Annotated in this window: 20 protein-coding genes and 1 tRNA gene; 14 read left to right on the top strand and 7 right to left on the bottom strand. The window is 71.8% G+C overall.

All coding sequences use genetic code 11. From position 1 onward, the window contains the following. Positions 1–5 precede the first annotated feature (5 nt). From FS770_RS02540 to FS770_RS02530, 3 genes are all read right to left on the bottom strand, one after another. Complete coding sequence (locus FS770_RS02540) at positions 6–578, bottom strand: LppP/LprE family lipoprotein (protein WP_145009679.1); 573 nt, start codon at positions 576–578, stop codon at positions 6–8. 325 nt (positions 579–903) lie between these two features. Beyond that, on the bottom strand, positions 904–1,470 hold the full coding sequence (locus tag FS770_RS02535; RefSeq protein ID WP_145009676.1) for an LppP/LprE family lipoprotein: 567 nt from the start codon (positions 1,468–1,470) through the stop codon (positions 904–906). Positions 1,471–1,586: 116 nt separating this feature from the next. Beyond that, positions 1,587–2,267, bottom strand: coding sequence for an LppP/LprE family lipoprotein (locus FS770_RS02530; RefSeq protein ID WP_145009673.1), 681 nt, complete (start codon positions 2,265–2,267; stop codon positions 1,587–1,589). A 285-nt stretch (positions 2,268–2,552) separates the two neighbouring features. Here FS770_RS02530 and FS770_RS02525 point away from each other — a divergent pair, with 285 nt between their 5' ends. The 4 genes from FS770_RS02525 (at position 2,553) to nrfD (ending at position 8,911) form a co-directional block, all read left to right on the top strand. After that, entirely contained in the window at positions 2,553–2,900 is a 348-nt protein-coding gene (locus tag FS770_RS02525) for a hypothetical protein (RefSeq protein ID WP_144941966.1), read from the top strand. 166 nt (positions 2,901–3,066) lie between these two features. Next, positions 3,067–6,531: a formate dehydrogenase gene (gene fdh, locus FS770_RS02515; protein WP_186366668.1), complete on the top strand. Its 3,465-nt coding sequence runs from the start codon at positions 3,067–3,069 to the stop codon at positions 6,529–6,531. After that, positions 6,528–7,799: a 4Fe-4S dicluster domain-containing protein gene (locus FS770_RS02510; protein ID WP_145009664.1), complete on the top strand. Its 1,272-nt coding sequence runs from the start codon at positions 6,528–6,530 to the stop codon at positions 7,797–7,799. Before fdh ends, FS770_RS02510 begins: the two co-directional genes overlap by 4 nt. After that, positions 7,796–8,911 carry an NrfD/PsrC family molybdoenzyme membrane anchor subunit gene (nrfD, locus tag FS770_RS02505; RefSeq protein ID WP_144941974.1) on the top strand — a complete coding sequence of 372 codons (1,116 nt, stop codon included), beginning with the start codon at positions 7,796–7,798 and terminating at the stop codon, positions 8,909–8,911. Before FS770_RS02510 ends, nrfD begins: the two co-directional genes overlap by 4 nt. A 120-nt stretch (positions 8,912–9,031) precedes the next feature. Here the strand turns inward: nrfD and selD are convergent, their stop codons facing one another. Beyond that, complete coding sequence (gene selD / locus FS770_RS02500; protein ID WP_145009661.1) at positions 9,032–10,069, bottom strand: selenide, water dikinase SelD; 1,038 nt, start codon at positions 10,067–10,069, stop codon at positions 9,032–9,034. A 73-nt stretch (positions 10,070–10,142) separates the two neighbouring features. Between selD and FS770_RS02495 the strand changes: the two genes are divergently transcribed. From FS770_RS02495 to FS770_RS02465, 8 genes are all read left to right on the top strand, one after another. After that, positions 10,143–10,237 (top strand) — tRNA-Sec (locus FS770_RS02495). A 232-nt stretch (positions 10,238–10,469) separates the two neighbouring features. Continuing rightward, complete coding sequence (gene selA / locus FS770_RS02490; RefSeq protein WP_145009658.1) at positions 10,470–11,777, top strand: L-seryl-tRNA(Sec) selenium transferase; 1,308 nt, start codon at positions 10,470–10,472, stop codon at positions 11,775–11,777. After that, entirely contained in the window at positions 11,777–13,567 is a 1,791-nt protein-coding gene (gene selB / locus FS770_RS02485; RefSeq protein WP_145009655.1) for a selenocysteine-specific translation elongation factor, read from the top strand. Before selA ends, selB begins: the two co-directional genes overlap by 1 nt. A gap of 253 nt (positions 13,568–13,820) precedes the next feature. Then, positions 13,821–14,177: a DUF3072 domain-containing protein gene (locus FS770_RS14270; protein WP_145009652.1), complete on the top strand. Its 357-nt coding sequence runs from the start codon at positions 13,821–13,823 to the stop codon at positions 14,175–14,177. A gap of 182 nt (positions 14,178–14,359) precedes the next feature. Then, positions 14,360–15,187, top strand: a complete 828-nt coding sequence (locus FS770_RS02475) for an alpha/beta fold hydrolase (protein ID WP_145009649.1) — start codon at positions 14,360–14,362, stop codon at positions 15,185–15,187. A 70-nt stretch (positions 15,188–15,257) separates the two neighbouring features. Then, complete coding sequence (locus FS770_RS14240) at positions 15,258–15,509, top strand: DMT family transporter (RefSeq protein WP_342353649.1); 252 nt, start codon at positions 15,258–15,260, stop codon at positions 15,507–15,509. Beyond that, on the top strand, positions 15,479–16,078 hold the full coding sequence (locus tag FS770_RS02470) for an EamA family transporter (RefSeq protein WP_342353648.1): 600 nt from the start codon (positions 15,479–15,481) through the stop codon (positions 16,076–16,078). Before FS770_RS14240 ends, FS770_RS02470 begins: the two co-directional genes overlap by 31 nt. Positions 16,079–16,109: 31 nt before the next feature. After that, entirely contained in the window at positions 16,110–16,691 is a 582-nt protein-coding gene (locus tag FS770_RS02465) for a mismatch-specific DNA-glycosylase (protein ID WP_144941983.1), read from the top strand. A gap of 115 nt (positions 16,692–16,806) precedes the next feature. Here the strand turns inward: FS770_RS02465 and FS770_RS02460 are convergent, their stop codons facing one another. Next, a complete protein-coding gene (locus FS770_RS02460) occupies positions 16,807–18,186 on the bottom strand; it encodes a carboxylesterase family protein (RefSeq protein WP_145010347.1) in 1,380 nt (459 codons plus the stop codon). A gap of 40 nt (positions 18,187–18,226) precedes the next feature. Next, positions 18,227–18,667 carry a GNAT family N-acetyltransferase gene (locus FS770_RS02455; protein WP_145009646.1) on the bottom strand — a complete coding sequence of 147 codons (441 nt, stop codon included), beginning with the start codon at positions 18,665–18,667 and terminating at the stop codon, positions 18,227–18,229. 175 nt (positions 18,668–18,842) lie between these two features. Here FS770_RS02455 and FS770_RS02450 point away from each other — a divergent pair, with 175 nt between their 5' ends. Continuing rightward, a complete protein-coding gene (locus tag FS770_RS02450) occupies positions 18,843–19,529 on the top strand; it encodes a trimeric intracellular cation channel family protein (protein ID WP_144941987.1) in 687 nt (228 codons plus the stop codon). On the opposite strand, the gene FS770_RS02445 is transcribed toward FS770_RS02450, so the two are convergent. Next, complete coding sequence (locus FS770_RS02445) at positions 19,411–20,688, bottom strand: acyltransferase family protein (RefSeq protein WP_186366667.1); 1,278 nt, start codon at positions 20,686–20,688, stop codon at positions 19,411–19,413. The genes FS770_RS02450 and FS770_RS02445 overlap by 119 nt on opposite strands. Before the next feature lie 42 nt (positions 20,689–20,730). Between FS770_RS02445 and trhO the strand changes: the two genes are divergently transcribed. Next, positions 20,731–21,618, top strand: a complete 888-nt coding sequence (trhO, locus tag FS770_RS02440) for an oxygen-dependent tRNA uridine(34) hydroxylase TrhO (RefSeq protein ID WP_145009640.1) — start codon at positions 20,731–20,733, stop codon at positions 21,616–21,618. Positions 21,619–21,628 lie beyond the last annotated feature (10 nt).

The raw sequence follows: 21,628 nt of genomic DNA, 5'->3' as shown, positions 1-21,628 counted from the left end.
GCTGGTCAGGCATCCCGCGGCGGGAACTCACCGGTGTGCACCACACGACCCGAGGCGGCGTCGTCGTGGAACTCGGAGACGGCTCGGCCCCGGGGTGCCGCGTTGGCGTCCCCCTCGATGGGGAAGCGGTATGTGACCCGCAGGGTGGCGTCGTCAACGCGCTCGACCTTGGGCTCGAAACCGAAGTGCGTCGCGGACGCGGTGCCCAGGTACTGGCCGTGGGAGAAGAGCACGATCGTCTGCGGTGAGGACGCCGTCGCACCGGTCACGGTCAGGGAGACCCAGGAGGGGCCCTCGCAGCCGCTGTAGGTGGACGCGTCAGCCTGGTCGACGGCCCAGCCCGGTGCGTTCGGCACGTCCGGGCCGTAGGGCGGGGGCAGCAGTTTTGCCGCCTGCTGCACGGCGTACTCGTTGGAGTCGTCGAGGCAGGGGTCGGCGGCTGTCTGTGCCGTGGGCGGCGCCACGTCCTGCGAGCCCGCACCCGATGCGAGGGCGGGAGCGGAGAGACCTCCGGCGAGCAGCAGTGCTCCGGCTGTGGCGGCGGCGGTGCGAGTGGAAAGGCGTGTGAGGTGTCCCATGACGTGACTCCCTTGGCGTTTTCCGTACGGCCGTCACTCGACGACCTGTTGCCGCACTGGGGCTCGACCGCATGTGTGCAATAGAAAACACGGGAAAGGGGTTGCGTTTCGCTGACCTTGGCGAGCCGTTCGCAGGTGGTTGTTCCTGCCGAGCGGGCATTCCTGGTCCCTGGCCAGGGTGCTGCCCCTGTCGAGCGCGGACCAAACCTGTGCGTCTGGGGGAGACAACGGTGCAGGCACGACGTCGGGGCCGCCCACCGGTGTCCGGTGGACGGCCCCGACATGCAGGGCGTCAGGCGCTCCGGCGCCCTTGCCACGGGGAGGATCAGGAGTTCAGGTGGGGAGGCAGCTGGCCCTCCTGGGTGAGCGTCCCGGTGTCCTGGTCCCACGAGTACGTGGAGGTCGCCTGGCCGCGCGGGTCGGCATTGCTGTCGCCGGCCTGCGGGTAGTGGAAGGTCACGTCCAGCGTGGAATCGTCCACGCGGGCCACATCCGGGGCGAACCCGAAGGAGCCGTTGGTTGCGGTGCCCAGATAGGCGCCCTTGTGGAAGAGCATGATGGTGCTCGGGGAGGAGGCCGTGGCGCCCTCGGTCTGCACCGTGATCCAGGACAGCTCCGCGCACTGGTCGTAGGTGGAGGTGTCCACGTTCTTGGCGTCCCACGCGCCCTGGTCCTCGTGGTCCGCGCCGAACGGCGGGGTCAGCACGGGGATCCAGCGCTGTGCAGCCTGGTGACCGGTCTCAAGGCCGCAGTCGGACGCGGCGGAGGACGACGTCGCGGCCTCGGATGCCTGCCCCGAGGCCAATGCCGGGCCTGCAATGCCACCGGCCAGCAGAAGTGCTCCTGCGGCTGCGGCGGTGGTGCGGGTGGAAAGACGAGTGAGGCGTCCCATGAAGTGACTCCTTGGGTGTTTTCCGTACGGCCACCGGTGTGGCGACCTGGTTCCTCCATGGGGTCTCAGGCGCGACTGTGCAAAGGAAAACACGGTGTCACGGCCGTCGGGGGGTGTCAGCCGATGCCCGGGGGCCACTCGCCGGAGTGGTCAATGGACTCGGTGTCCGGGTTCCAGCTGTAGACGGAGACGGCGCGGCCGCTGGCTTCTGCGTTGCTCTCGTTGCCGCGGTTGTACGTGTAGGTGACCTGGATGGAGGAGTCGGACAGTCGCACCGTGGCGGGGTGGAAGCCGATGGGGGTGGCCGTCGTGGTGCCCAGGTAGTCGCCGTCGTGGAAGAGCATCTGCTGTCGGATGGAGGAGCCCGTCCCGCCTCCGGACAGGGTCACCCATGAGAGCGCGGCGCACGGGTCGTAGGTGCCCAGATCGTCAATGGTCCACATCGAGGGATCGTCCACTCCGGGCACCTTGTCGAGGTTGTCGTCGACGGCCTTCGTGGCACTGTCGGTGCCGCAGGACCCGGACAGTTCCGGTGTGGCCGACGACGTCGCCTCCTCGTCCGCACCGTTGGGCGCGTTGCTCGGTTGTGCCGTGGGCTGGGTGGCGGGCCGGGTGCCGTCGAGGGTGGACGGCGTCGTCGTCGGGGCCTGCGAGCGGATGCCCGAGTTGGGCGCGTTGCGGGCGGCGGTCGACGTCGCCTGCGGCTCCTGCGCGGACTGCGAACCGCACGCCGTGAGCCCGCCGAGGGCGAGCACGAGCAGCGTGGGGATGACGACGGCGTGGCATGTCCTGGGCATGGCGGGCCTCTCGGCGAGTCCTTGACCCGCAGTGGTGCGGGACTCCGCCGGAGGAGCGGAGTGCCCCAACTCAACCACCATATAGATGCAAAGTGATGCAACGCGGCCGTGTCGACGTCGTGCCACCAGCTTCCAGGCGTCGAAACGGTCCCTGAGCGGTACGGCACCGGTCTCGGACCCGCCCGCGGCGAACCTCCGCCGGGGCGGTGGAGGTGGCGCGCACGGCGCCGTAGTCTGGCGGTGCCCGTGACAGCACGCGGCTCCAGATCCCGCGAAGGAGCAACCATGACGCAGCCCATCCCGGACCCCAACCCGCTGGACGATCCCGAGGTGCACAACGAGATCCTCGGCAAGGACGAGTTCTCCGAGACCTCGGGGGACGAGGACGACGCCTGGGAGGAGGACGACGCCCAGTGGGGCCAGGACGACGACCCCCTGAAGCACCCCGAGGGCGCGGACGCCCGGCAGCTCGCGGACGACGAGGACCTCATGGTTGAGCCGGGTACGGACCCGGAGCTCACCGACCCGGAGGTCGAGCGGATGATCGACGACCCGCAGGCTGACGAGGAGGTCAACGAGTCCCTCGAGGACGCAGGCTTCGACAGCTCCGATCCCCTGGTGGACGAGGACTGACCGTCCGGGGGTGCCCTCTCCAGCAGCGGAGGGGGCACCCGCCCGGGTGACCGGACGCCGCGGCGTCGTCGATCACTCCGGACGCGGCGGTCGGCGCCCCGCGGGGAGTGGACACGGGAAACACGTGGTGCGCAACCGTGTCCGGGCGGAGGTCTATCCTGTTCCCATGACTCGTTTCAGCCCCATGGAGTGGCCGGTCATCCGCCAGCTCCGCACGGGGGACCGCACCGGCCGCAGCTCTGCGGTGGAGTCCCAGCACACCCGTGACCTCACCGCCCGCACCGCCACGGCGGACCGGGTGGTGCAGAGCATCTGTCCCTACTGCGCGGTGGGCTGCGGACAGAAGGTGTACGTCAAGGACGAGCGCGTCATCCAGATCGAGGGTGACCCGGACTCGCCGATCTCCCGCGGGCGGTTGTGCCCCAAGGGCTCCGCGAGCGAGCAGCTCGTGAACTCCCCGGGCCGCCAGACCCAGATGCTCTACCGGGCGCCCGGCGCCTCGGAGTGGCAGCCCCTGGAGCTTGACACCGCGATCGACATGATCGCGGACCGCTTCCTCGAATCCCGACGCCGAGGCTGGCAGGACGCGGACGAGGACGGCCGTCCGCTGCGGCGCACCATGGGCATCGCGTCCCTGGGCGGCGCCACGCTGGACAACGAAGAGAACTACCTGATCAAGAAGCTGTTCACCGCGGCAGGGGCGGTGCAGATCGAGAACCAGGCCCGGATTTGACACTCCGCCACGGTTCCCAGTCTGGGAACCTCGTTCGGTCGCGGTGGCGCGACCCAGTCCCTGCAGGATATGGCCAACGCCGACTGTATCGTGATCCAGGGCTCCAACATGGCCGAGTGCCATCCCGTGGGCTTCCAGTGGGTCACGGAGGCCAAGGCGCGCGGTGCCAGGGTCATCCACGTGGACCCGCGCTTCACACGCACTTCCGCGGTCGCTGACAAGCACCTGCCCATCCGGGCGGGATCGGACATCGTGCTGCTCGGTGCGCTCATCAACCACGTGCTGAGCAACGACCTCTGGTTCCACGACTACGTGGTCAACTACACGAACGCCTCCAACCTGATCAGCGAGGACTTCGAGGACGCCGAGGACCTGGACGGACTGTTCTCCGGCTACGACGAGGAGAGCGGCGGCTACCACCTGAAGTCGTGGGCGTACCAGACCGAGGACTCCGAGGGGCAGGACTCCCGCGGAGAGGCGTCCGACGACGCCGCGGGCCGCGGCGTCGACAACCACGTCTTCGGCGTCGAGCACGAGCACGCCAAGGGTGCCAAGCAGCGGGCCGAGGCCGGTGGCGACAAGTTCGGCAGCGGCGGCGCACCCGTGGGCGGGGGCGCTTCAGTGCGGGACGAGACCCTGCAGCACCCGCGCACGGTGTTCCAGATCCTCAGGCGCCACTATGCGCGGTACACGCCGCAGATGGTGCGGGAGGCGTGTGGCATCTCGGAGGCGGACTTCGAGTACCTGGCACGCTCCGTCACGGAGAACTCCGGACGGGACCGCACCACGTGCTTCGCGTACGCGGTGGGCTGGACCCAGCACACGCTGGGAGCCCAGTTCATCCGCACCGCGTCCATCCTGCAGCTGCTGCTGGGCAACATGGGCCGGCCCGGTGGCGGCATCATGGCGCTGCGCGGGCACGCGACCATCCAGGGCTCCACCGACATCCCCACCCTGTTCAACCTGCTGCCCGGCTACCTGCCCATGCCCTCGGTGACCCAGCAGTCGTTCTCCGACTACGTGGACGGCATCCGCACCACGGAGCAGAAGGGCTACTGGGCGAACGCAGAGGCGTACGCCGTCAACCTGCTGAAGGCGTGGTGGGGCGACGCCGCCACGGCCGAGAACGAGTGGGCGTACGACTACATCCCCCGCATCAACGGTGCCCACGGCACCTACCAGACGCTCATGGCCATGCTCGAGGACAAGGTGGAGGGCTACTTCCTCCTGGGGCAGAACCCCGCCGTGGGCTCGGCCAACGGACGGATGCAGCGGCTGGGCATGTCCCACCTGAAGTGGCTCGTGGTGCGGGACCTGAACATGATCGAGTCCGCCACGTGGTGGAAGGACGGCCCGGAGATCGCCTCGGGGGAGCTGAAGACCGAGGACATCCAGACCGAGGTCTTCTTCATGCCCGCGGCCACGCACGTGGAGAAGTCCGGCTCGTTCACCCAGACCCAGCGGCTCGTGCAGTGGCGCCACCAGGCCGTGGCTCCCCCGGGAGACGCGCAGAGCGAGCTGGAGTTCTTCTTCGAGCTCGGCAAGCGCATCCGGCAGCGGCTCGCGGACTCCGAGGACCCCCGGGACCGTCCCCTGCTCGACCTCACGTGGGACTACCCGCTGGACGAGCAGGGCGAGATCGATCCCGTCTCCGTGCTGGCCGAGATCAACGGCCGGTTCGAGACCGGGGAGAACGCCGGCGAGCCCCTCAGCAGCTACGGCCAGATGACGGCGGACGGCAGCACGTCCGGCGGGTGCTGGATCTACGCGGGCATCTACGCGGACCGCGTCAACCGGGCGGCCATGCGTGTTCCGGGGTGGCAGCAGGACGAGATCGCCTCGCAGTGGGCGTGGGCCTGGCCCGCGAACCGCCGCATCCTCTACAACCGCGCCTCCGCGGACCCGCAGGGCAGACCGTGGAGCGAGCGCAAGAAGCTCGTGTGGTGGGACGAGGAGAGCCGGCGCTGGACGGGAAAGGACAATCCGGACTTCCCCGTGGACAGGGACCCCTCGGCCCGGCCGGGACCGGACGTCGCCGGGCCTGACGGCCTGGCGGGCAACGACCCGTTCATCATGCAGGCGGACGGCAAGGGCTGGCTCTTCGCGCCCAAGGGCATGCTGGACGGGCCCCTGCCCACGCACTACGAGCCGCAGGAGTCCCCGGTGGCCAACCCGCTGTACGCGCAGCAGCAGAACCCCACGCGGGTGATGTTCCCGCGGGAGGACAACCTCTCCGCGGCCAGCGGTGACGCACCGGGAACGGACGTCTACCCGTTCATGTTCACCACGTACCGGCTCACGGAGCACCACACCGCCGGCGGGATGAGCCGGTGGCTGCCGTACCTCTCCGAGCTGCAGCCCGAGATGTTCTGCGAGATCTCCCCGGAGCTCGCGCAGCTGAAGGGGCTGGAGCCCTACGGGTGGGCCACCATCGTCTCGCCGCGCTCGGCCATCGAGGTCAAGGTCCTGGTGACGGACCGCATGACCCCGCTGACCGTGGCGGGCAAAACGATCCACCAGATCGGCCTGCCGTACCACTGGGGTGCGGGAACGGACGCGGTGGTCACCGGTGACGGTGCGAACGACCTGCTGGGCATCACGCTGGACCCCAACGTGCAGATCCAGAACTTCAAGACGGGTTCGTGCGACATCCTCCCCGGGCGGCGGCCGCGCGGTGCGCAGCGCAACGAGCTGGTGCGCGAGTACCAGCAGCGGGCGGGCCTCACGGTGCGCACGGGCATGGATCGGATCACGGATCCCGAGCGGGAGCTCAACCAGGATCCGCTGCGAGCACGCGACAGCGGTGACACCGCGGGCCGGTCCACGGCCTACCACCCGGGGGAGCACCCGGAAGACCAGCCCGCGAACCGCCCGGCGGACCAGGAAGAGGACACGTGAGCACGGACCGGATGACGCCCACCTCGGCCTTCGAGGATGACACCTACTGGGAGCACTCGCACCCGCGGCGCGGCTTCTTCACGGACACCTCCATCTGCATCGGCTGCAAGGCCTGCGAGGTGGCGTGCAAGGAGTGGAACCGCAACCCCGCGGACTCGGACTACCAGATCCTCGGTTCCTCCTACGACAACACGGGCGGGCTCGGCGCGGACACATGGCGCCACGTCGCGTTCATCGAGCAGTCCCACGAGCGGATCGAGGAGGCCCGGGAGTCCGGGCGCGCCCTCGTGAGCCTGGGGATGCCGCGGGTGGGACCCCCTGCGACGTCGCCCGCGCCGTCGTCCGGTGGGTGCGCATGCGGCTCCGCAACCGGGGCCGACGCCGCGGCGGCGGCCACCGCTTCGCAGGGCGGGGCGTGCGGCTCGGGCGCGTGCGCGTGCGGTTCCACTCCGGACCCGGTCGACGCCGACGCGGCGGGGCCCGGGTGCGCGTGCTCGTCGCAGTCCACGCCGGGCGTCACCGCGCCCCTGGGCTGCGGCTCGGGGGGTGGCTGCGGCGGTGGCGCCGGGGCGTCGTCGACCCGCGGCACGCACGGCACGGACGCGGACGACTCGCCCGTGCTGGACACCCCGGACTTCCGCTGGCTCATGTCCTCGGACGTGTGCAAGCACTGCACCCACGCCGGCTGCCTGGACGTCTGCCCCACGGGGGCGCTGTTCCGCACGGAGTTCGGCACGGTGGTGGTGCAGGAGGACATCTGCAACGGCTGCGGCACGTGCGTGGCCGGGTGCCCGTTCGGTGTGATCGAGCGCCGCAACGACGGTCTCGTGGAGCCCAAGACTCAGCGCGGCGCCCCGCCCATGCCGGACACCGTGAAGGTCCCGCAGGACGGCATCGCCCAGAAGTGCACGCTGTGCTACGACCGCATGAAGAACGACCAGACCCCGGCGTGCGCGCAGGCGTGCCCCACCACGTCCATCAAGTACGGCGAGCGGGAGAGCATGCTCGAGACCGCCCAGCACCGCGTGACCCAGCTGCACGAGCAGGGCAGGACCGAGGCGCGGTTGTACGGCGCAAACCCCAGGGACGGCGTGGGCGGCACGGGCTCCATCTTCCTGCTGCTCGACGAGCCGGAGGTCTACGGCCTGCCGCCGGATCCCCGCGTGCCCACCGCGGACCTGCCGCGCATGTACAAGCGGGCGGGCGCCGCGGTGCTGGGGATGCTGGCGCTGGGTGCGGTGGCCTTCACGGCGGGTGACCGCGCATGAGCATCTCGCCCTACGACAGCTACCGCCCGCCCGAGGAGCCCCACCGCAAGCGGCGGCGCCGCAACCGGCCCGCCGGCGGGGGTGCCTTCCGCCGCGGTGGTGGGGACGGCTCCCGCGAAGTGGCCATGGTGCCCGAGCCGGAGTTCACCTCCTACTACGGCCGTCCGATCGTGAAGGCCCCGCCGTGGGACTCGAAGATCGCCACGTACCTGTTCCTGGGAGGGCTCTCCGGCGGCTCCGCGATCCTGGCGCTCGGCGGCTGCCTCACGGGCAGGTCCGCCATGCGCCGCAACGGTCGGCTGGCGGCGCTGACCGCGGCTGGGCTGGGCGGCATCGCACTGGTGGCAGACCTCGGGCGCCCGGAGCGCTTCCTGCACATGATGCGCACGTTCAAGCCCACCTCTCCCATGAGCGTGGGCTCGTGGGTGCTCGCGACGTTCTCCACGAACGCGGGGGTGGCCGCGGCCGTGGAGCTGGACCGCATGACGGGAGAGCGCCTGCCGCTGGGCCCGCTGCGCCCCGTGCTGCACGCGCTGGAACTTCCCACGAGTGTGGCCGCCGGCCTGCTCGGGGCGCCCATGGCCACGTACACGGCCATACTGCTCAGCGACACCTCTGTGCCCACGTGGCACGAGATGCACGGCCACCTGGCGTTCGTGTTCGCGTCCTCGGCATCCCTGGCCTCGGGCGGGCTGATCCTGCTCACCACACCCACGTCAGAGACGGGGCCCGCGCGCTTCTTCGCGGTGGCCGGTGTGGCCGGTGAACTCGTGGCCATGCACGTGATGAAGGGTGAGATGGATCCCGTGACGGTGGAGCCCCTGGAACAGGGCAAGCCCGGTGAGTGGCTGGAGTGGAGCGAACGGCTCTCGATCCTCGGGGGTCTCGGCGCGCTGCTCGGCGGACGACGCCGCTGGGTCGCCGCGGTCTCCGGCGCCGCCTTGATGACGTCCTCGGCCCTCACCCGTTTCGGCGTTTTCTGGGCCGGCAAGGAGTCCGTGAAGGACCCCAAGTACACGGTGATCCCGCAGCGCAACCGCCTCAACAAGCGGCGCGCGGCGGGTATCACCGACGACTCGATCACCACGGGCCCGCAGCACCCGGAGGGCTGAGACCACGCTTCCGCGCGGCTGCCGCCGGATGGTGCGCCCGCCGCCACCGCAACGGTCTCTTCACCGCGTGCTGCGGTGGCGCGGACGAGCAGGCGCCGCACCCTCGGTTAAGCTCACGCCTCAGCGCACGGTGACGAAGGTCTGCGCCGCCTCCGGAAGCACGGTGGTCTCGCCGATCACCGGGTATCCCGGGACCTCGCCGATCACCAGAAGCCCGCCGGAGGTCTGGGCGTCCGCGAGCAGCAGGAGTGTCTCCTCCGGGACGTCGGCCCCGGCGGTGAGGGAGGGACGCACCCAGTCCAGGTTGCGGCGGGTGCCGCCGGAGACGAAGCCGTCCCGCAGGGCCTCCGCCGCGCCGTCGACCAGGGGAACGGCGGCGGCGTCGATTGTGGCGCCCACGCCGGAGGCCCGGCACATCTTGTAGAGGTGGCCCAGCAGGCCGAAGCCGGTGACGTCCGTGGCGGCCTCCGCCCCGGCGGCCAGTGCCGCCTCGGACGCCGACTTGTTCAGTGACGTCATGGTCTCGATGGCCGCAGGGAAGATCTCACCGGTGATCTTGTGGCGGTTGTTGAGCAACCCCACGCCGATCGGCTTGGTGAGGGTGATCGGCAGACCGGCCCGGGCGGCGTCGTTGCGCATTAGGCGCTGCGGGTCCGCTGTGCCCGTGACGGCCATGCCGTACGTGGGCTCCGGAGCGTCGATCGAGTGCCCGCCGATCACCGGGCAGCCCGCCAGCTGGGCCACGTCCAGTCCACCCTGGAGCACCTCCGACATCAGCTCCATCGGCAGCAGCTCGCGCGGCCAGCCCACCAGGTTGATCGCGACGACCGGGGTGCCGCCCATGGCGTAGACGTCCGAGAGGGCGTTGGCGGCGGCGATCCGCCCCCAGTCGTACGCGTTGTCCACCACGGGGGTGAAGAAGTCCGCCGTGGAGAGCACAGCGAGGTCCGGGCGCACGAGAACCGCTGCGGCGTCGTCGCCGTCGTCCAGACCCACCAGGACGCCCGGCGCGTTCTGACCGGTCAGTCCGCGAACCGCGTCCTCCAGCTCTCCCGGGGGAATCTTGCACGCGCAGCCTCCACCGTGGGCGTAGCTCGTGAGGCGGCCGAGACCGACTGCGGGGTCATGGGCGGGGGAGTCCGCGGGGCGTTCACTCATGGGACCAGTGTAGGAACGCGCTCCGACAGCCTACTGAGCTCACGTGTCCGCGGGCGGTGATACATTCGGCCGCGGAGGCGTACGTGTCCTGGTGGGCGCCCCGGTCTTCAAAACCGGTGAGACCGAGCACCTCGGTCTGGCGGGTTCGATTCCCGTCCGCCTCCGCCAACCATCGCGTATCACGACCCCGGGGCTGCTGCGGTCAGGCCCGCGACCGATAGGTCCCGCTCCCGGGAGGCTGCCCCGCCCCAGCGCGGGCGGTGGGGTGCGGGGTCGTCGCGGACAGCCACGCGCAGCGCCCGCCGTGCACCGGGCCCGCGCTCACCCGGGCGCCGGGCGGCCCCTGCGCGACCGGGGCGCCCGCGGGGAGCGGCGTCCAGACATCCACTCGAGGAGCAGCGTGAGCACAGAGGACCCCCGCCGTCGCATCCCCCGCACGGACCGTGTGCTTGCGGACCCGCGGGTCCGCGCGGCGGCCGCAGGACTGGGCGACGCCGCCGTGCGCGCCGCCGTCCGCGCCGCGCAGCAGCGCGCGCGGGGCGGGGAGATCGCCCCGGAGGCCGTGGTGGAGGCGGTGGTCGCGGGCCTGAGCGCGCGCGGCGCGAGCTCCCTGAGCCCGGTGCTCAACGCCACGGGCGTGGTTGTGCACACCAACCTCGGGCGGGCCCCACTGTCCCACGCCGCGAAGCAGGCCCTGCTCGCCGCCGCCGACTACGTGGACGTGGAACTGGACCTGGCCACCGGGCAGCGCTCCGCGCGCGGCGCGGGGGCCCGGGAGGCGCTGCTGGAGGCATGCCCCGCAGCGGAGGACGCTCTGGTCGTCACGAACGGCGCCGCCGCGCTGGTGCTCGCCACCACGGCCCTGGCCGGCACCCGAGAGGTGGTCGTCAGCCGGGGTGAGTTCGTGGAGATCGGAGCCGGATTCCGGCTCTCGGACCTCATGGAGTCCACGGGGGCGCGTCTGCGCGAGGTGGGCACCACCAACCGCACCCACCTGGGCGACTACGAGGCCGCTCTGGGTCCGGGGACGGGCTGCATCCTCAAGGTCCACCCCAGCAACTTCCGGGTGGCCGGCTTCACCGCGGCCGTGCCGCTGCGGGAGCTGCGCTCCCTCGCGGACGCGCACGGCGTGCCGCTCGTCGTGGACGTGGGCAGCGGCCTGCTGACCCCGGACCCCACCCTGCCGGACGAACCGAGTCTCGCCGAGGCCCTGGAGGCTGGGGCGGACGCGGTGATCGCGAGCGGGGACAAGCTCCTCGGCGGGCCCCAGGCCGGTCTGCTGCTGGGCCGCGCGAAGACTGTTCGGCGCCTGGCGCGCTTCCCGCTGGCCCGAGCAGTGCGCGCGGACAAGCTCACCCTCGCGGCGCTGGAGGCCACGCTGCGTGGGGGGCCCACTCCCGTCGGCCGGTCCCTGCACGCGGACCCCGAGCGGCTGCGCGAGCGCGCGGAGGCACTGGCCAGCGTGGTCGGCGCGGAGGCGGTCCCGCATGACGGCCGCGTGGGCGGGGGCGGCGCACCGGGGGTGCCTCTGCCGGGCTGGGCGGTGCGACTGCCGGAAGCGGCCGCCGAGGCGCTGCGGCTGGGCACCCCCGCGGTGCTGCCGCGCGTGCACGACGGCGCGTGCCTCGTGGATCTGCGCTGCATCCCGGAGGCGGACGACGCCGCACTGACCGACGCCGTGCGCGCCGCGCTGGAGGGACTGCGCTGATGTACGTGGTGGCAACCGCCGGTCACGTGGACCACGGCAAGAGCAGGCTTGTGCGGGCGCTGACGGGTATTGAGCCGGACCGCTGGGACGAGGAGAAGCAGCGCGGGCTCACCATCGACCTCGGCTTCGCCTGGACCGCGCTGCCCTCGGGGCGGCACGTGGCGTTCGTGGACGTCCCCGGGCACGAGCGCTTCCTCGGCAACATGCTTGCCGGTGTGGGACCGGCACCCGTGGTGTGCTTCGTGGTGGCCGCCGACGAGGGCTGGCAGGAGCAGTCCGGCGACCACCGGGACGCCGTGGCGGCCCTGGGCATCAGCGACGGGCTGATCGTGGTCACCAAGGCGGACCGCGCGCCGGAGCGGGTGGCCGACGTCGTGGCCCAGGCCCGCGCGGAACTGGCGGGAACGGGACTCGCCGAGGCCCCCGCCGTCGTCGTGTCCGCGCAGGACGGCACAGGGCTCGACCGGTTCCGCACCGCGCTCGACGACGTGCTGGCCCGCGTTCCCGCTCCTGACCCGGACGCGCGCGTGCGGCTGTGGATCGACAGGACGTTCACCATCTCGGGCGCTGGGACCGTGGTCACGGGGACGCTCACGGCGGGCACCCTGCGCGCGGGGGACCGCATGGTGCTGCGCGGGGCCGCGGGGGAGCAGGACGTCACGGTGCGCTCCCTGCAGAGCCAGAACACGTCGGTGCCGGAGATCGGGCCAACGAACCGCGTGGCCGTGAACCTGCGCGGCACGAGCAAGGACGCGATCCACCGCGGGGACACGCTGCTGACCCCGCGGGCCTGGCCGGTCACCGACGTCCTGGAGGTGAGGAGGGAGCGCGGGGAGCCCTTCACGGAGGTCCCGGAGCAGGTGGTGGTGCACGCCGGAACGGCCGGGGTGGGCACGCGGCTGCGACCGCTGGACGCCGAGCACGCCCGCCTGCAGCTCGACCACCCGTTGACGCTGGTGCCGGGGGAGCGGCTGGTGCTCCGCAGCCCGGGGGCGCGCGTGGCGCTCGGTGGTGCTCGCGTGCTGGACGTGGACCCCCCGGCTCTAAACCGCCGCGGTGCCGCGTCGCGGGAGGCGGCGCGGCTCGCGGAGATTCCCGAGCACGGGGACCCCGTGGCCGAGACGGTCAAGTACGGCGCGGTCTCTGCCGCCCGGCTGCGGCTGCTCGGATTCCCCGCCGAGGCCGCACCCGCCGGTTCGCCCGTGCTGGTCACGGACGGATGGTGGATCCACACCCCGCACCTGGACCGGTGGGCTCGCGAGCTGCGCGACGCCGTGGCGGCCCTGCGTGCGCGGGAGCCCCTGGCCCCGGGACTCTCCCGCGGTGCCGCGGCCACCGCACTGGGGGAGCCCGCCGCCCACGTGCTGCGCGCCGTCGTGACCCGTGCCGGTCTGGAGGAACGGGACGGGTACCTGCTCGTGCCCGGTCACGGGGGCGGGCTGGGCGCGGCCGAGACCGCCGTGGCCGCGCTCGAGGACAGGCTGCGCGCCACCCCCTTTGCTGCGCCCGAGGCCTACGAGCTCGACGACCTGGGACTGGGATCCCGCGAACTGGCCGCGGCGCAGCGGCTTGGCCGGCTGCTGAGGCTGCCCGGCGACGTCGTTCTGCTGCCCACTGCCCCCGCGCTCGCCATGCGCGAGCTCGCGCGCCTGCCGCAGCCGTTCACCACGAGCCAGGCCCGCCAGGCGTGGGGCACCACGCGCAGGGTCGCCATCCCCTTGCTCGAACACCTCGACGCGAAGGGCTGGACGCGCCGCGAGGACGGCAGCAACCGCAGCATCGTGCGCTGAGGAGCCCTGGGGCGACGACGCCGCGCGGCGGCCGGCGCGGCGGCTGCCGGTTCGCGCTGCGGTCCGGGGCACCGGGGGACCGTCCGCGTGACCTGCGGCAGGACGTGTGGCCCACTGACATGCAGGACGTGGCGCCCGACCTGTCGCGGGCCCTGCCACAGGCCGTGAGTGTGTCGGACGCCCCGCGTAGGATGACCGACACCGAACGCACCCCGTGGACCCCAGCGGTCCCCGACCCAGCCAAGGAGAAGCCATGACCGAGAACCCCGCACAGGAGCCCGGCGAGCAGAACGCCCAGCCGCCGCTCGAGAACGGCACGCCGGATGCGGCTCAGAACGGCGTCCAGGGTGGCGCCGCGCAGGGCGCGCCGCAGAACCCGGCCGGCAACGGGGCGCCCCAGGGCGAGACCATCGGTGCCACCGGGGACGCGCAGGACTCCACTCTGGAGAAGGACCCCTCCGAGTGGGTCAGCGGCGACGAGCCCATGACCCCCGCGCAGAAGTCCTACCTGGACACCCTCGCCAAGCAGGCCGGCGAGGAGCTGCCCGCGGACCTGACGAAGGCGCAGGCCTCCGAGCACATCGAGCGCCTCAAGGGTTCCTCGAACTGACCGACCCGGGTCTGTCCCGAGGACGCTTCCGGTGGGTCGCACCGCCGCGGTCTCACGACGGCGGCGAGCGGCCCACCGGCACCTCACGACCCTGCTCCGAGCGCGCCGGGCCCGGGTGACAGCCCCGTGCGACGCTGTCATCCGCTTTGGTGGCGCACGGACGGCGCAGTAGATTGACCGGCGTGCCGCAGGAAACGAAACCCACGCTGAAGACCACGCTCATCGGCTCCGGAGAGCACCGCCTCGTGTTCCTTCACGGGCTGTTCGGGCGGGGCAAAAACTTCACGAACATCGCCAAGGCCCTGCAGCCGGACTTCACGTGCCTGCTCGTGGACCTGCCGAACCACGGTGACTCGGCCTGGACGGAGAGCTTCGGCTACGCCGCGATGGCAGACACCGTGGCGGACGAGCTGCGCCGGGACTTCGCCGCGGACGGGCCCGTGGACGTGCTCGGGCACTCCATGGGTGGGAAAGTCGCCATGCTCCTGGCGCTGCGCCACCCGGACGTGGTGCGCAGGCTCGTGGTCGAGGACATCGCCCCCGTGGACTCCCAGGAGGCGGACACGGAGGCCTCCCGCGGGAACTTCGAGCACCTGCTCGGCTCCCTCAAGCGCCTGGACCTCACGGGCATCACGCACCGTTCCCAGGCCGACGCCGCCCTGCGCACCGAGATCCCCGAGGAACAGGTGCGCGGCTTCCTGCTCCAGAACCTGCGCCACCGCGACGGCGGCTTCGGATGGCAGCCCAACCTGGACCTGCTCCACGACCAGCTGGACGACGTGGGCGGCTGGCCAGAGGAGGACATCGCGGGCCGGACCTTCACCGGACCCGTCCTGTGGATGGCCGGCGAGAACTCGCCCTACATCCAGGACGCGGACGCACCGGTGATGCGTGCCCTGTTCCCCCGGACCGTGCGGATCACCGTGCGGGACGCCAGCCACTGGGTGCACGCGGACCGCCCGGACGAGGTCGTCATGGCGCTGCGCACGTTCCTGCTCGCGGACCGCTGAGCATGGTCCGCACACCCCGCACCGCGACGGTTCCGCGCGGGACTCCACGGCTCAGGGTGTGCTCCTGGTGGTGGCCGCCACCCTCGTCACCCAGACGGGTGCTGCCATCGCCGTGAGCCTGTTCGACGAGATCGACGCCCTGGGGGCCGTGTTCCTCAGACTCGCCATGGCCGCGGTGGTGCTGTGCGCCGTCGTCCGGCCCTCCCTGCGGGGGATGACCCGCGGGGCCCTCGGCGTGGTCCTGGCGTTCGGTGTCAGCCTGGGCGGGATGAACATGCTCATCTACCAGGCGTGGCGCGCCTGCCGCTGGGGGTCGCGGTGACCATCGAGCTGCTCGGGCCACTTGTCCTCTCCGTCGTGCTCTCCCGTCGGCTCACCGGGGTGCTGTGGGCCGGGCTCGCGCTCGCGGGTGTGCTGCTGCTCAGCGGAGTGGGTCCCGGAACGGAGATCCCCGATCCCGCGGGGGGGCTCTTCGCGCTGGGCGCGGCCTCCCTGTGGGTGCTCTACATCCTGATGTCCCGGCAGGCCGGGCGGTCGTTCCCCGGAGTGCAGGGGCTTGCGCTCGCCATGGTGGTGGGCGCGGTGCTCGCCGCGCCCTTCGGGATCGTCAGCGGCGGGGCGGCACTGCTGCGGCCGCACGTGCTGCTCATCGGTCTCGCCGTGGCCCTGATGTCCTCCGCGTTGCCGTACGCACTGGAACTCGCGGCGGAGACGTTCTCGATCCTCGTGAGCATGGCGCCCGCCGCCGCTGCACTCGTGGGGTGGCTGATCCTGGGGCAGGAGCTCGGGGCGGCGGAGCTGGCGGGTATGACGCTCGTGATCCTCGCGAGCGTGGCGGCGGTGCGGGCCGGGCGTGCGCCGTCGAAGGGGCCGACGCCGCCCACAGCCTGAGTGCCGGGACGTCCGGCCTAGCATGGGCAGCATGGGATTCACGCGCGCCGAACTCGACTCCTACCGCGACTGCACGGTCTCGGACCTGCTGCCGGACCCCTTGCGGCTGCTGTTCGTGGGCATCAACCCCGGACTGTGGACGGCCGCCACGGGGGCGCACTTCGCCCGGCCGGGCAACCGCTTCTACCCGGCCCTGTACCGGGCGGGGATCACCGACACACTCATCCACGCGGCGGACGGCTACGACCCCGCGGACCTCGACCAGCTCATGAGTCGGGGGATAGGCATCAGCAATGTGTGTCCCCGGGCGACGGCCCGTGCGGACGAACTCACTCTGGACGAGTTTCACGAGGGGGCCCAACGGCTCGACGCCCTGATCCGCGAGAAGCGGCCAGCGGTGGTGGCGGTCCTCGGCATCACCGCGTACCGCGCTGCTTTCGACCGTCCCAAGGCCACCGCGGGTAAGCAGGAGTCCCCATGGTCCGGCACGGAGCTGTACGTGGCACCGAACCCCAGCGGCCTCAATGCGCACTCCTCGCTGGACAACCTCGCACAGACCTACGGCGAGATCGCCCGGGCGGCGGGGATCGCCACCCACGTTCCCGAGGACTGAGGGGCCGCGGCAATCCTCCGCGCACCGCGGGGTCAGGACGGCGCGGGTTGGAACGACAGCCACGCCGGGGCAGAACAGCGGGGGGCGGCAACCCCGCCAGGCAATCTTCTGAGAGTCAGTCCGCGCCGCCCGCTGTGTCCTGCAAGTCGAACACCCGCAGCCCAGCACGGGCGTCCCCGTGGGCCCCGTGGCCCCGCGCGAACTCGGCCCAGGCGCGCCGCAGCCGAGCGCCGTCGTAGAGCACCTGGGCCCACGTGTGGCCCTCCACGAGAGGTGTGTGCTCCCAGACCCCGTGGCCCGGGAAGAGCAGCGGGAGCTCCGAGATGTGTGCACCGGCCACGGGATTGCGGCCCACGCCCCACGAGAACTCGTACCGCGCGCCGATGCCGCCGGCGTGCGCGTGCCGACGGGCGAAGCGAACCGCACCCTCCCCGTAGATCCGCCGGGTGAACGGTGCCACGAGGAACCGGTCCACGCGGGCTCCGCCGCGAGGACTGTGCATCCGGCGCAGCAGCGGCGGGATGCGGGCTGTGAACAGCGCGGCCTCGCGGACGGTGTTGCCCACCAGGACCTCCACGCGGTCGGCGGCCTTGCGCCAGCGGGCGTCGAGCTCCGACTCCGGCGGCAGGGGCGCCTGGCCGTACTGGAGTCCGAACGGCATCTGCCCCTTGAGCCCGTACCGGGTGGCGGCCTTCGCCACCCGCTGCTGCATGGCCCGCACGGCGGGCAGCGGCGCATCCTTCGCCAGTGGTGCGGCCACGGATGCCATGAGGGCGTTCATCTTCGCCCGGCCGGGGAGCAGCCCGAACGGCGAGCTCTGGATGATGGCGCGGCGAAAGAGCCCGCGGGTGCCGTCCGCGATCATCAGGTGTGCGACGGCGTCGCCGCCCGCCGACTGGCCGAACGCCGTGACGTTGCCGGGGTCCCCGCCAAAGGCCTCGATGTTCTCCCGCGTCCAGCGCAGTGCGGCGATCAAGTCCAGCAGGCCGAGGTTCGCGGGGATGTCCTTCCCATCGCCGAGAAACCCCAGCAGCCCTAGACGGTACGTGACGCTCACGATGACCACCCGTTGCTCACTCACCAGCGCGGCGGGGTCGTAGAAGGGCGCGTCACCGGCACCGGCGGCATAGGAGCCACCGTGGATCCACACCATCACGGGCAGCCCGGCGTCCGGCGCTGTCCCGGCGGGCACCGTGACGGACACCCGCAGGCAGTCCTCGTCCTGGGGCAGGTCGCCAATGTTGCTGCCCACGATGTCGTCCAGGAACGGCATGGGCGGCTGGGGGCAGGCGGGTGCCGGATCGGTCGCGTGGATCACGTTGGTGGCCGGGGGCAGCGGTGTGGGGAGTCCATAGCGTTCGGCCCGTGCATACCGGATGCCGGTGGCACGGTCCACGGGCCCATCGTGGCGGCCGAGCACCGTGCCGCACGGGGCATTCCACCGGGGCGCCCGGGCAGCGTGCGCATTCTCGCCCTGGAGCTCTGAGGCAGGGATCGGTGGGAGCCGCTGCCCGGCGGGCTCAATCGCGGGAGGCTCAGCCACGGGAGTCGTCCAGCCACATGGTCATGCCCTTGGTCAGCGGCGCAGGGTCCGTGAACCCGCGCCCGGCGTGCAGCGCCTGTCCGGGGCGGTCCGCCATGAGGCTCACGTACGCGCCCGGGGGCGTGGAGGTGCGGATGGTCTCCAGCAGCCGGTCCAGGACGGCGCCGCCGAGGCCCTGCCCCTGGTGCTCGGGCAGCACGGCCATGTCGATCACGTGGAAGTACCACCCGCCGTCGCCGATCACCCGGCCCATGCCCACGGTCTCTCCGGAGGCGTCGTGGCGCACGCGCAGCGCTGCCCACGCCCCGTGGGTCCCGGCTTCTGCCTGCTCCTCGGTCTTGGGGCTCATGCCGGTCTCCCGGCGCAGTCTCAGGTAGTCCGCCACGTCGGGCGGGCCGTCCAGCAGGGTGTATCCGGGGTGCACGGTGGTCATGGCACCATCCTGGCCCACCCCGCCGACACGCATAAGCGTTCCGGCCGTGGGCTGCCGCGTCCGGTCCCTCGGGGCGGGCCCGCGTCACGCCGGGACACCGCTGGAGACCACCGTCAGGCCGCCCCCTATGCTGTACGGGGCGCCGAGCGGCGTGACCGGGAGGTGAGGGCGCACGGTGAGCTTCGAGGCGGACGTCGTCTTCGACGTCGTGGACCTGCTGGGTGTGCTGACCAACGGCATCCTGGGCGGAGTGGTGGCGCGGCAGCTGCGCATGGACCTCGTGGGGTTCACGGTGCTCGCGATCCTCTCCGGCCTGGGCGGGGGCATCCTGCGCGACACGCTGCTGCAGCAGGGCTTCCCCGTGGCGCTGACGAATCCGGCCTACCTCACGTCCTCGCTCGTGGGCGCGGTGCTCGCGTACCTCATGGTCTTCGGCAGCACGTGGACCTTCCGTGCCCTCTTCCTCGCGGACTGCCTCTCGGTGGGCTGCTGGGCCGCGACGGGCACGGTCAAGGCCCTCGGGGCCGGTCTCGCGTGGCCGCCCGCCATCCTGCTGGGCGTTGTCACCGCGGTGGGCGGCGGCATGATCCGCGACGTCGCCGTCGGCCGGCTCCCCGCGATCTTCGGCGGCAACACCCTCTACGCCACCAGCGCCCTGATCGCGAGCGCCCTCATGGCGCTGTTTGCGGGACTCGGCCACCCCACGTGGGGCATGGCCGGCGCGATCGTGGTGAGCGCCGCGGTCAGCATCTCCGCGCGGCGCTTCGGCTGGCGGCTGCCCGGCCCGGCGAACCTGAGCCCGAGCACCCTGCGCAAGCTGCGACGTCGTCCCCGACAGGGCAGGCACGCGCGCCGGCGGTGAGGAACGGTGCTCGCCGGGTGGCGACGACGACGCCGCGTGGCCGCCTTGCCCGCGACCGGACGCTCAGCGGATCAGGGACTTCCACCGCATGGCCGGCTTCTCCACGAGCGTCCATGAAAGCCACGCAAGCGGCAGTACGAGAAGGAGACAGAGCAGGCAGTACCCCCCAGTAGCCCAGCGTGGTGTGCACACCCAGCACCACGAGCAGCTGCTGCAGGGGAAAGACATAGATATAGGTGCCGTAGGACCGGTCCGTGCGAGAGCAGAGCCGGACCGGGAGCACGGCACCGAGCCACAGCAAGGCGTAGGCCAGAGGCAGAGCCGAGACGATGTCGCCGTACGGTACCTCCCAGCGTGAGGCCACTAGCGCGAGCCCGAGGGCGGGCACGCCCAGCCATGCGCTGAGGGGCACCGACGACCGGGCCGCCCACAGGATCATCCCCGCGAAGAAGAAACCGGCCAGGCGCAGGCCGTTGAGGTAACGGCTCGTGGTGACGTCCAGGGGACCGTGCGCCAGGACCGCCAGCACGAGCACCGCCACGAGCACCCCCGCGAGCCAGGGCAGCGGGCGCCGTCTCACGATCCCGACCGAGAGGACGAGACCAGCGGCCAGGTACGCGACGCCCTCGAACCACAGGGTCCACAGGGAACCGTTCCAGACTCCCGGATACGGCACCCCGAGCAGCAGGTGCTCGATGCCCCACTGGTGGATGGAGAGGCTCGCATTGTGGAGGACGTAGTCCACGGCGCGGCCCGCGATCCAGGACTCCCCGCTCAGTCGTGCCGTCAGGGGAGCGACCAGGAACGCCGTCGTCAGCAGCGCCACCCAGAACGCGGGGTACAGGCGCAGCGCCCGCCGCCAAAGGAAGCTGAGGAACGAGGTGCGCACACGAGAACCGGCGATCAGGAAGCCGGAGATCGCGAAGAATCCGTTGACAGCCATGCCGCTGAGGTCGTGCCACCGCTGTTGCTCGAAACCGCCCAGTACCGCGCCGTGACCCACGACCACGAGGGCTGCCAGGGTCAGGCGGATGAAGTTCAGGGCGTTGTCATGCGTACCCAGCCGGTCACCGAGCACGCGCCGAGGCGGGAGGTGGGTGCCGGGGGATGCAATGGTCCGGACGGAACGCAGCCGCCGCGTGGGGGGATGGGGAGCCACCCTCGCAGAGTAGTGGAGCGGAGCCTGCTCTAGGGTGAGGACATGGCCCTCCCCAAGATCGTGCTCTTCTACGTCTTCACCCCGCTCGCTGACCCGGAGGCCGTGCGGCTGTGGCAGCTCACCCTCGCGCGGGCGTGCAACGTCACGGGCCGGATCATCGTCTCGGAGCAGGGCATCAACGCCACGGTGGGCGGGGACATCCAGGACGTGAAGGCATACGTGCGCGCACTGCGGGAGTACGCCCCGTTCAAGCACGCGGACGTCAAGTGGTCGGACGGAGTGGGCAACGACTTCCCGCGGCTCAGCGTGAAGGTCCGCCCGGAGCTGGTGACCTTCAACGCCCCGGACACTGTCACCGTCACCGCGAACGGCGTGGTGGGTGGCGGCACGCACCTGTCCCCGCGCGAGGTGAACGAACTCGTGGCGCAGCGTGACGACGTCGTCTTCTTCGACGGCCGCAACGAGCTGGAGGCGCGCATCGGCAGGTTTCGGGATGCCGTCGTGCCCCAGACCGGGACCACCCGGGACTTCGTGGCCGAGCTGGACTCCGGCGCCTACGACCACCTCAAGGACAGGCCGGTGGTCACCTACTGCACCGGCGGGATCCGCTGCGAGGTGCTGAGCGTGCTGCTGCGCAACCGCGGTTTCCGGGACGTCTACCAGCTGGACGGCGGCATCGTCCGCTACGGCGAGGCCTACGGCAACGAGGGGCTGTGGGACGGTTCCCTCTACGTCTTCGACAGGCGCATGCACGTGGAGTTCTCCCCGGACGCCCGCTCCCTGGGTCGCTGCGCGCAGTGCCACGAGCCCACGCCGCGCTACGTCAACTGCGCCGATCCGCAGTGCCGCCGCCAGTTCCTGTGCTGCGAGTCGTGCACGGCCTCCGGTGCCCGCACCCGCTGCCCGCAGTGCGTGCCCGTCCCCGCGTGAGCCGCGCCCA

The sequence above is a fragment of the Kocuria salsicia genome (assembly GCF_007681555.1).
Lineage (GTDB): Bacteria > Actinomycetota > Actinomycetes > Actinomycetales > Micrococcaceae > Kocuria > Kocuria salsicia.
This window is presented reverse-complemented; position numbering and strand designations above follow the sequence as displayed.

Coding starts and splice junctions, on each gene's coding strand:
- FS770_RS02525 (WP_144941966.1), top strand. CDS start 2,553: ATGACGCAGCCCATCCCGGACCCCAACCCGCTGGACGATCCCGAGGTG.
- FS770_RS02540 (WP_145009679.1), bottom strand. CDS start 578: ATGGGACACCTCACACGCCTTTCCACTCGCACCGCCGCCGCCACAGCC.
- FS770_RS02535 (WP_145009676.1), bottom strand. CDS start 1,470: ATGGGACGCCTCACTCGTCTTTCCACCCGCACCACCGCCGCAGCCGCA.
- FS770_RS02530 (WP_145009673.1), bottom strand. CDS start 2,267: ATGCCCAGGACATGCCACGCCGTCGTCATCCCCACGCTGCTCGTGCTC.
- selD (WP_145009661.1), bottom strand. CDS start 10,069: ATGAGTGAACGCCCCGCGGACTCCCCCGCCCATGACCCCGCAGTCGGT.
- selB (WP_145009655.1), top strand. CDS start 11,777: ATGTACGTGGTGGCAACCGCCGGTCACGTGGACCACGGCAAGAGCAGG.
- trhO (WP_145009640.1), top strand. CDS start 20,731: ATGGCCCTCCCCAAGATCGTGCTCTTCTACGTCTTCACCCCGCTCGCT.
- FS770_RS02465 (WP_144941983.1), top strand. CDS start 16,110: ATGGGATTCACGCGCGCCGAACTCGACTCCTACCGCGACTGCACGGTC.
- FS770_RS02455 (WP_145009646.1), bottom strand. CDS start 18,667: ATGACCACCGTGCACCCCGGATACACCCTGCTGGACGGCCCGCCCGAC.
- FS770_RS14270 (WP_145009652.1), top strand. CDS start 13,821: ATGACCGAGAACCCCGCACAGGAGCCCGGCGAGCAGAACGCCCAGCCG.
- nrfD (WP_144941974.1), top strand. CDS start 7,796: ATGAGCATCTCGCCCTACGACAGCTACCGCCCGCCCGAGGAGCCCCAC.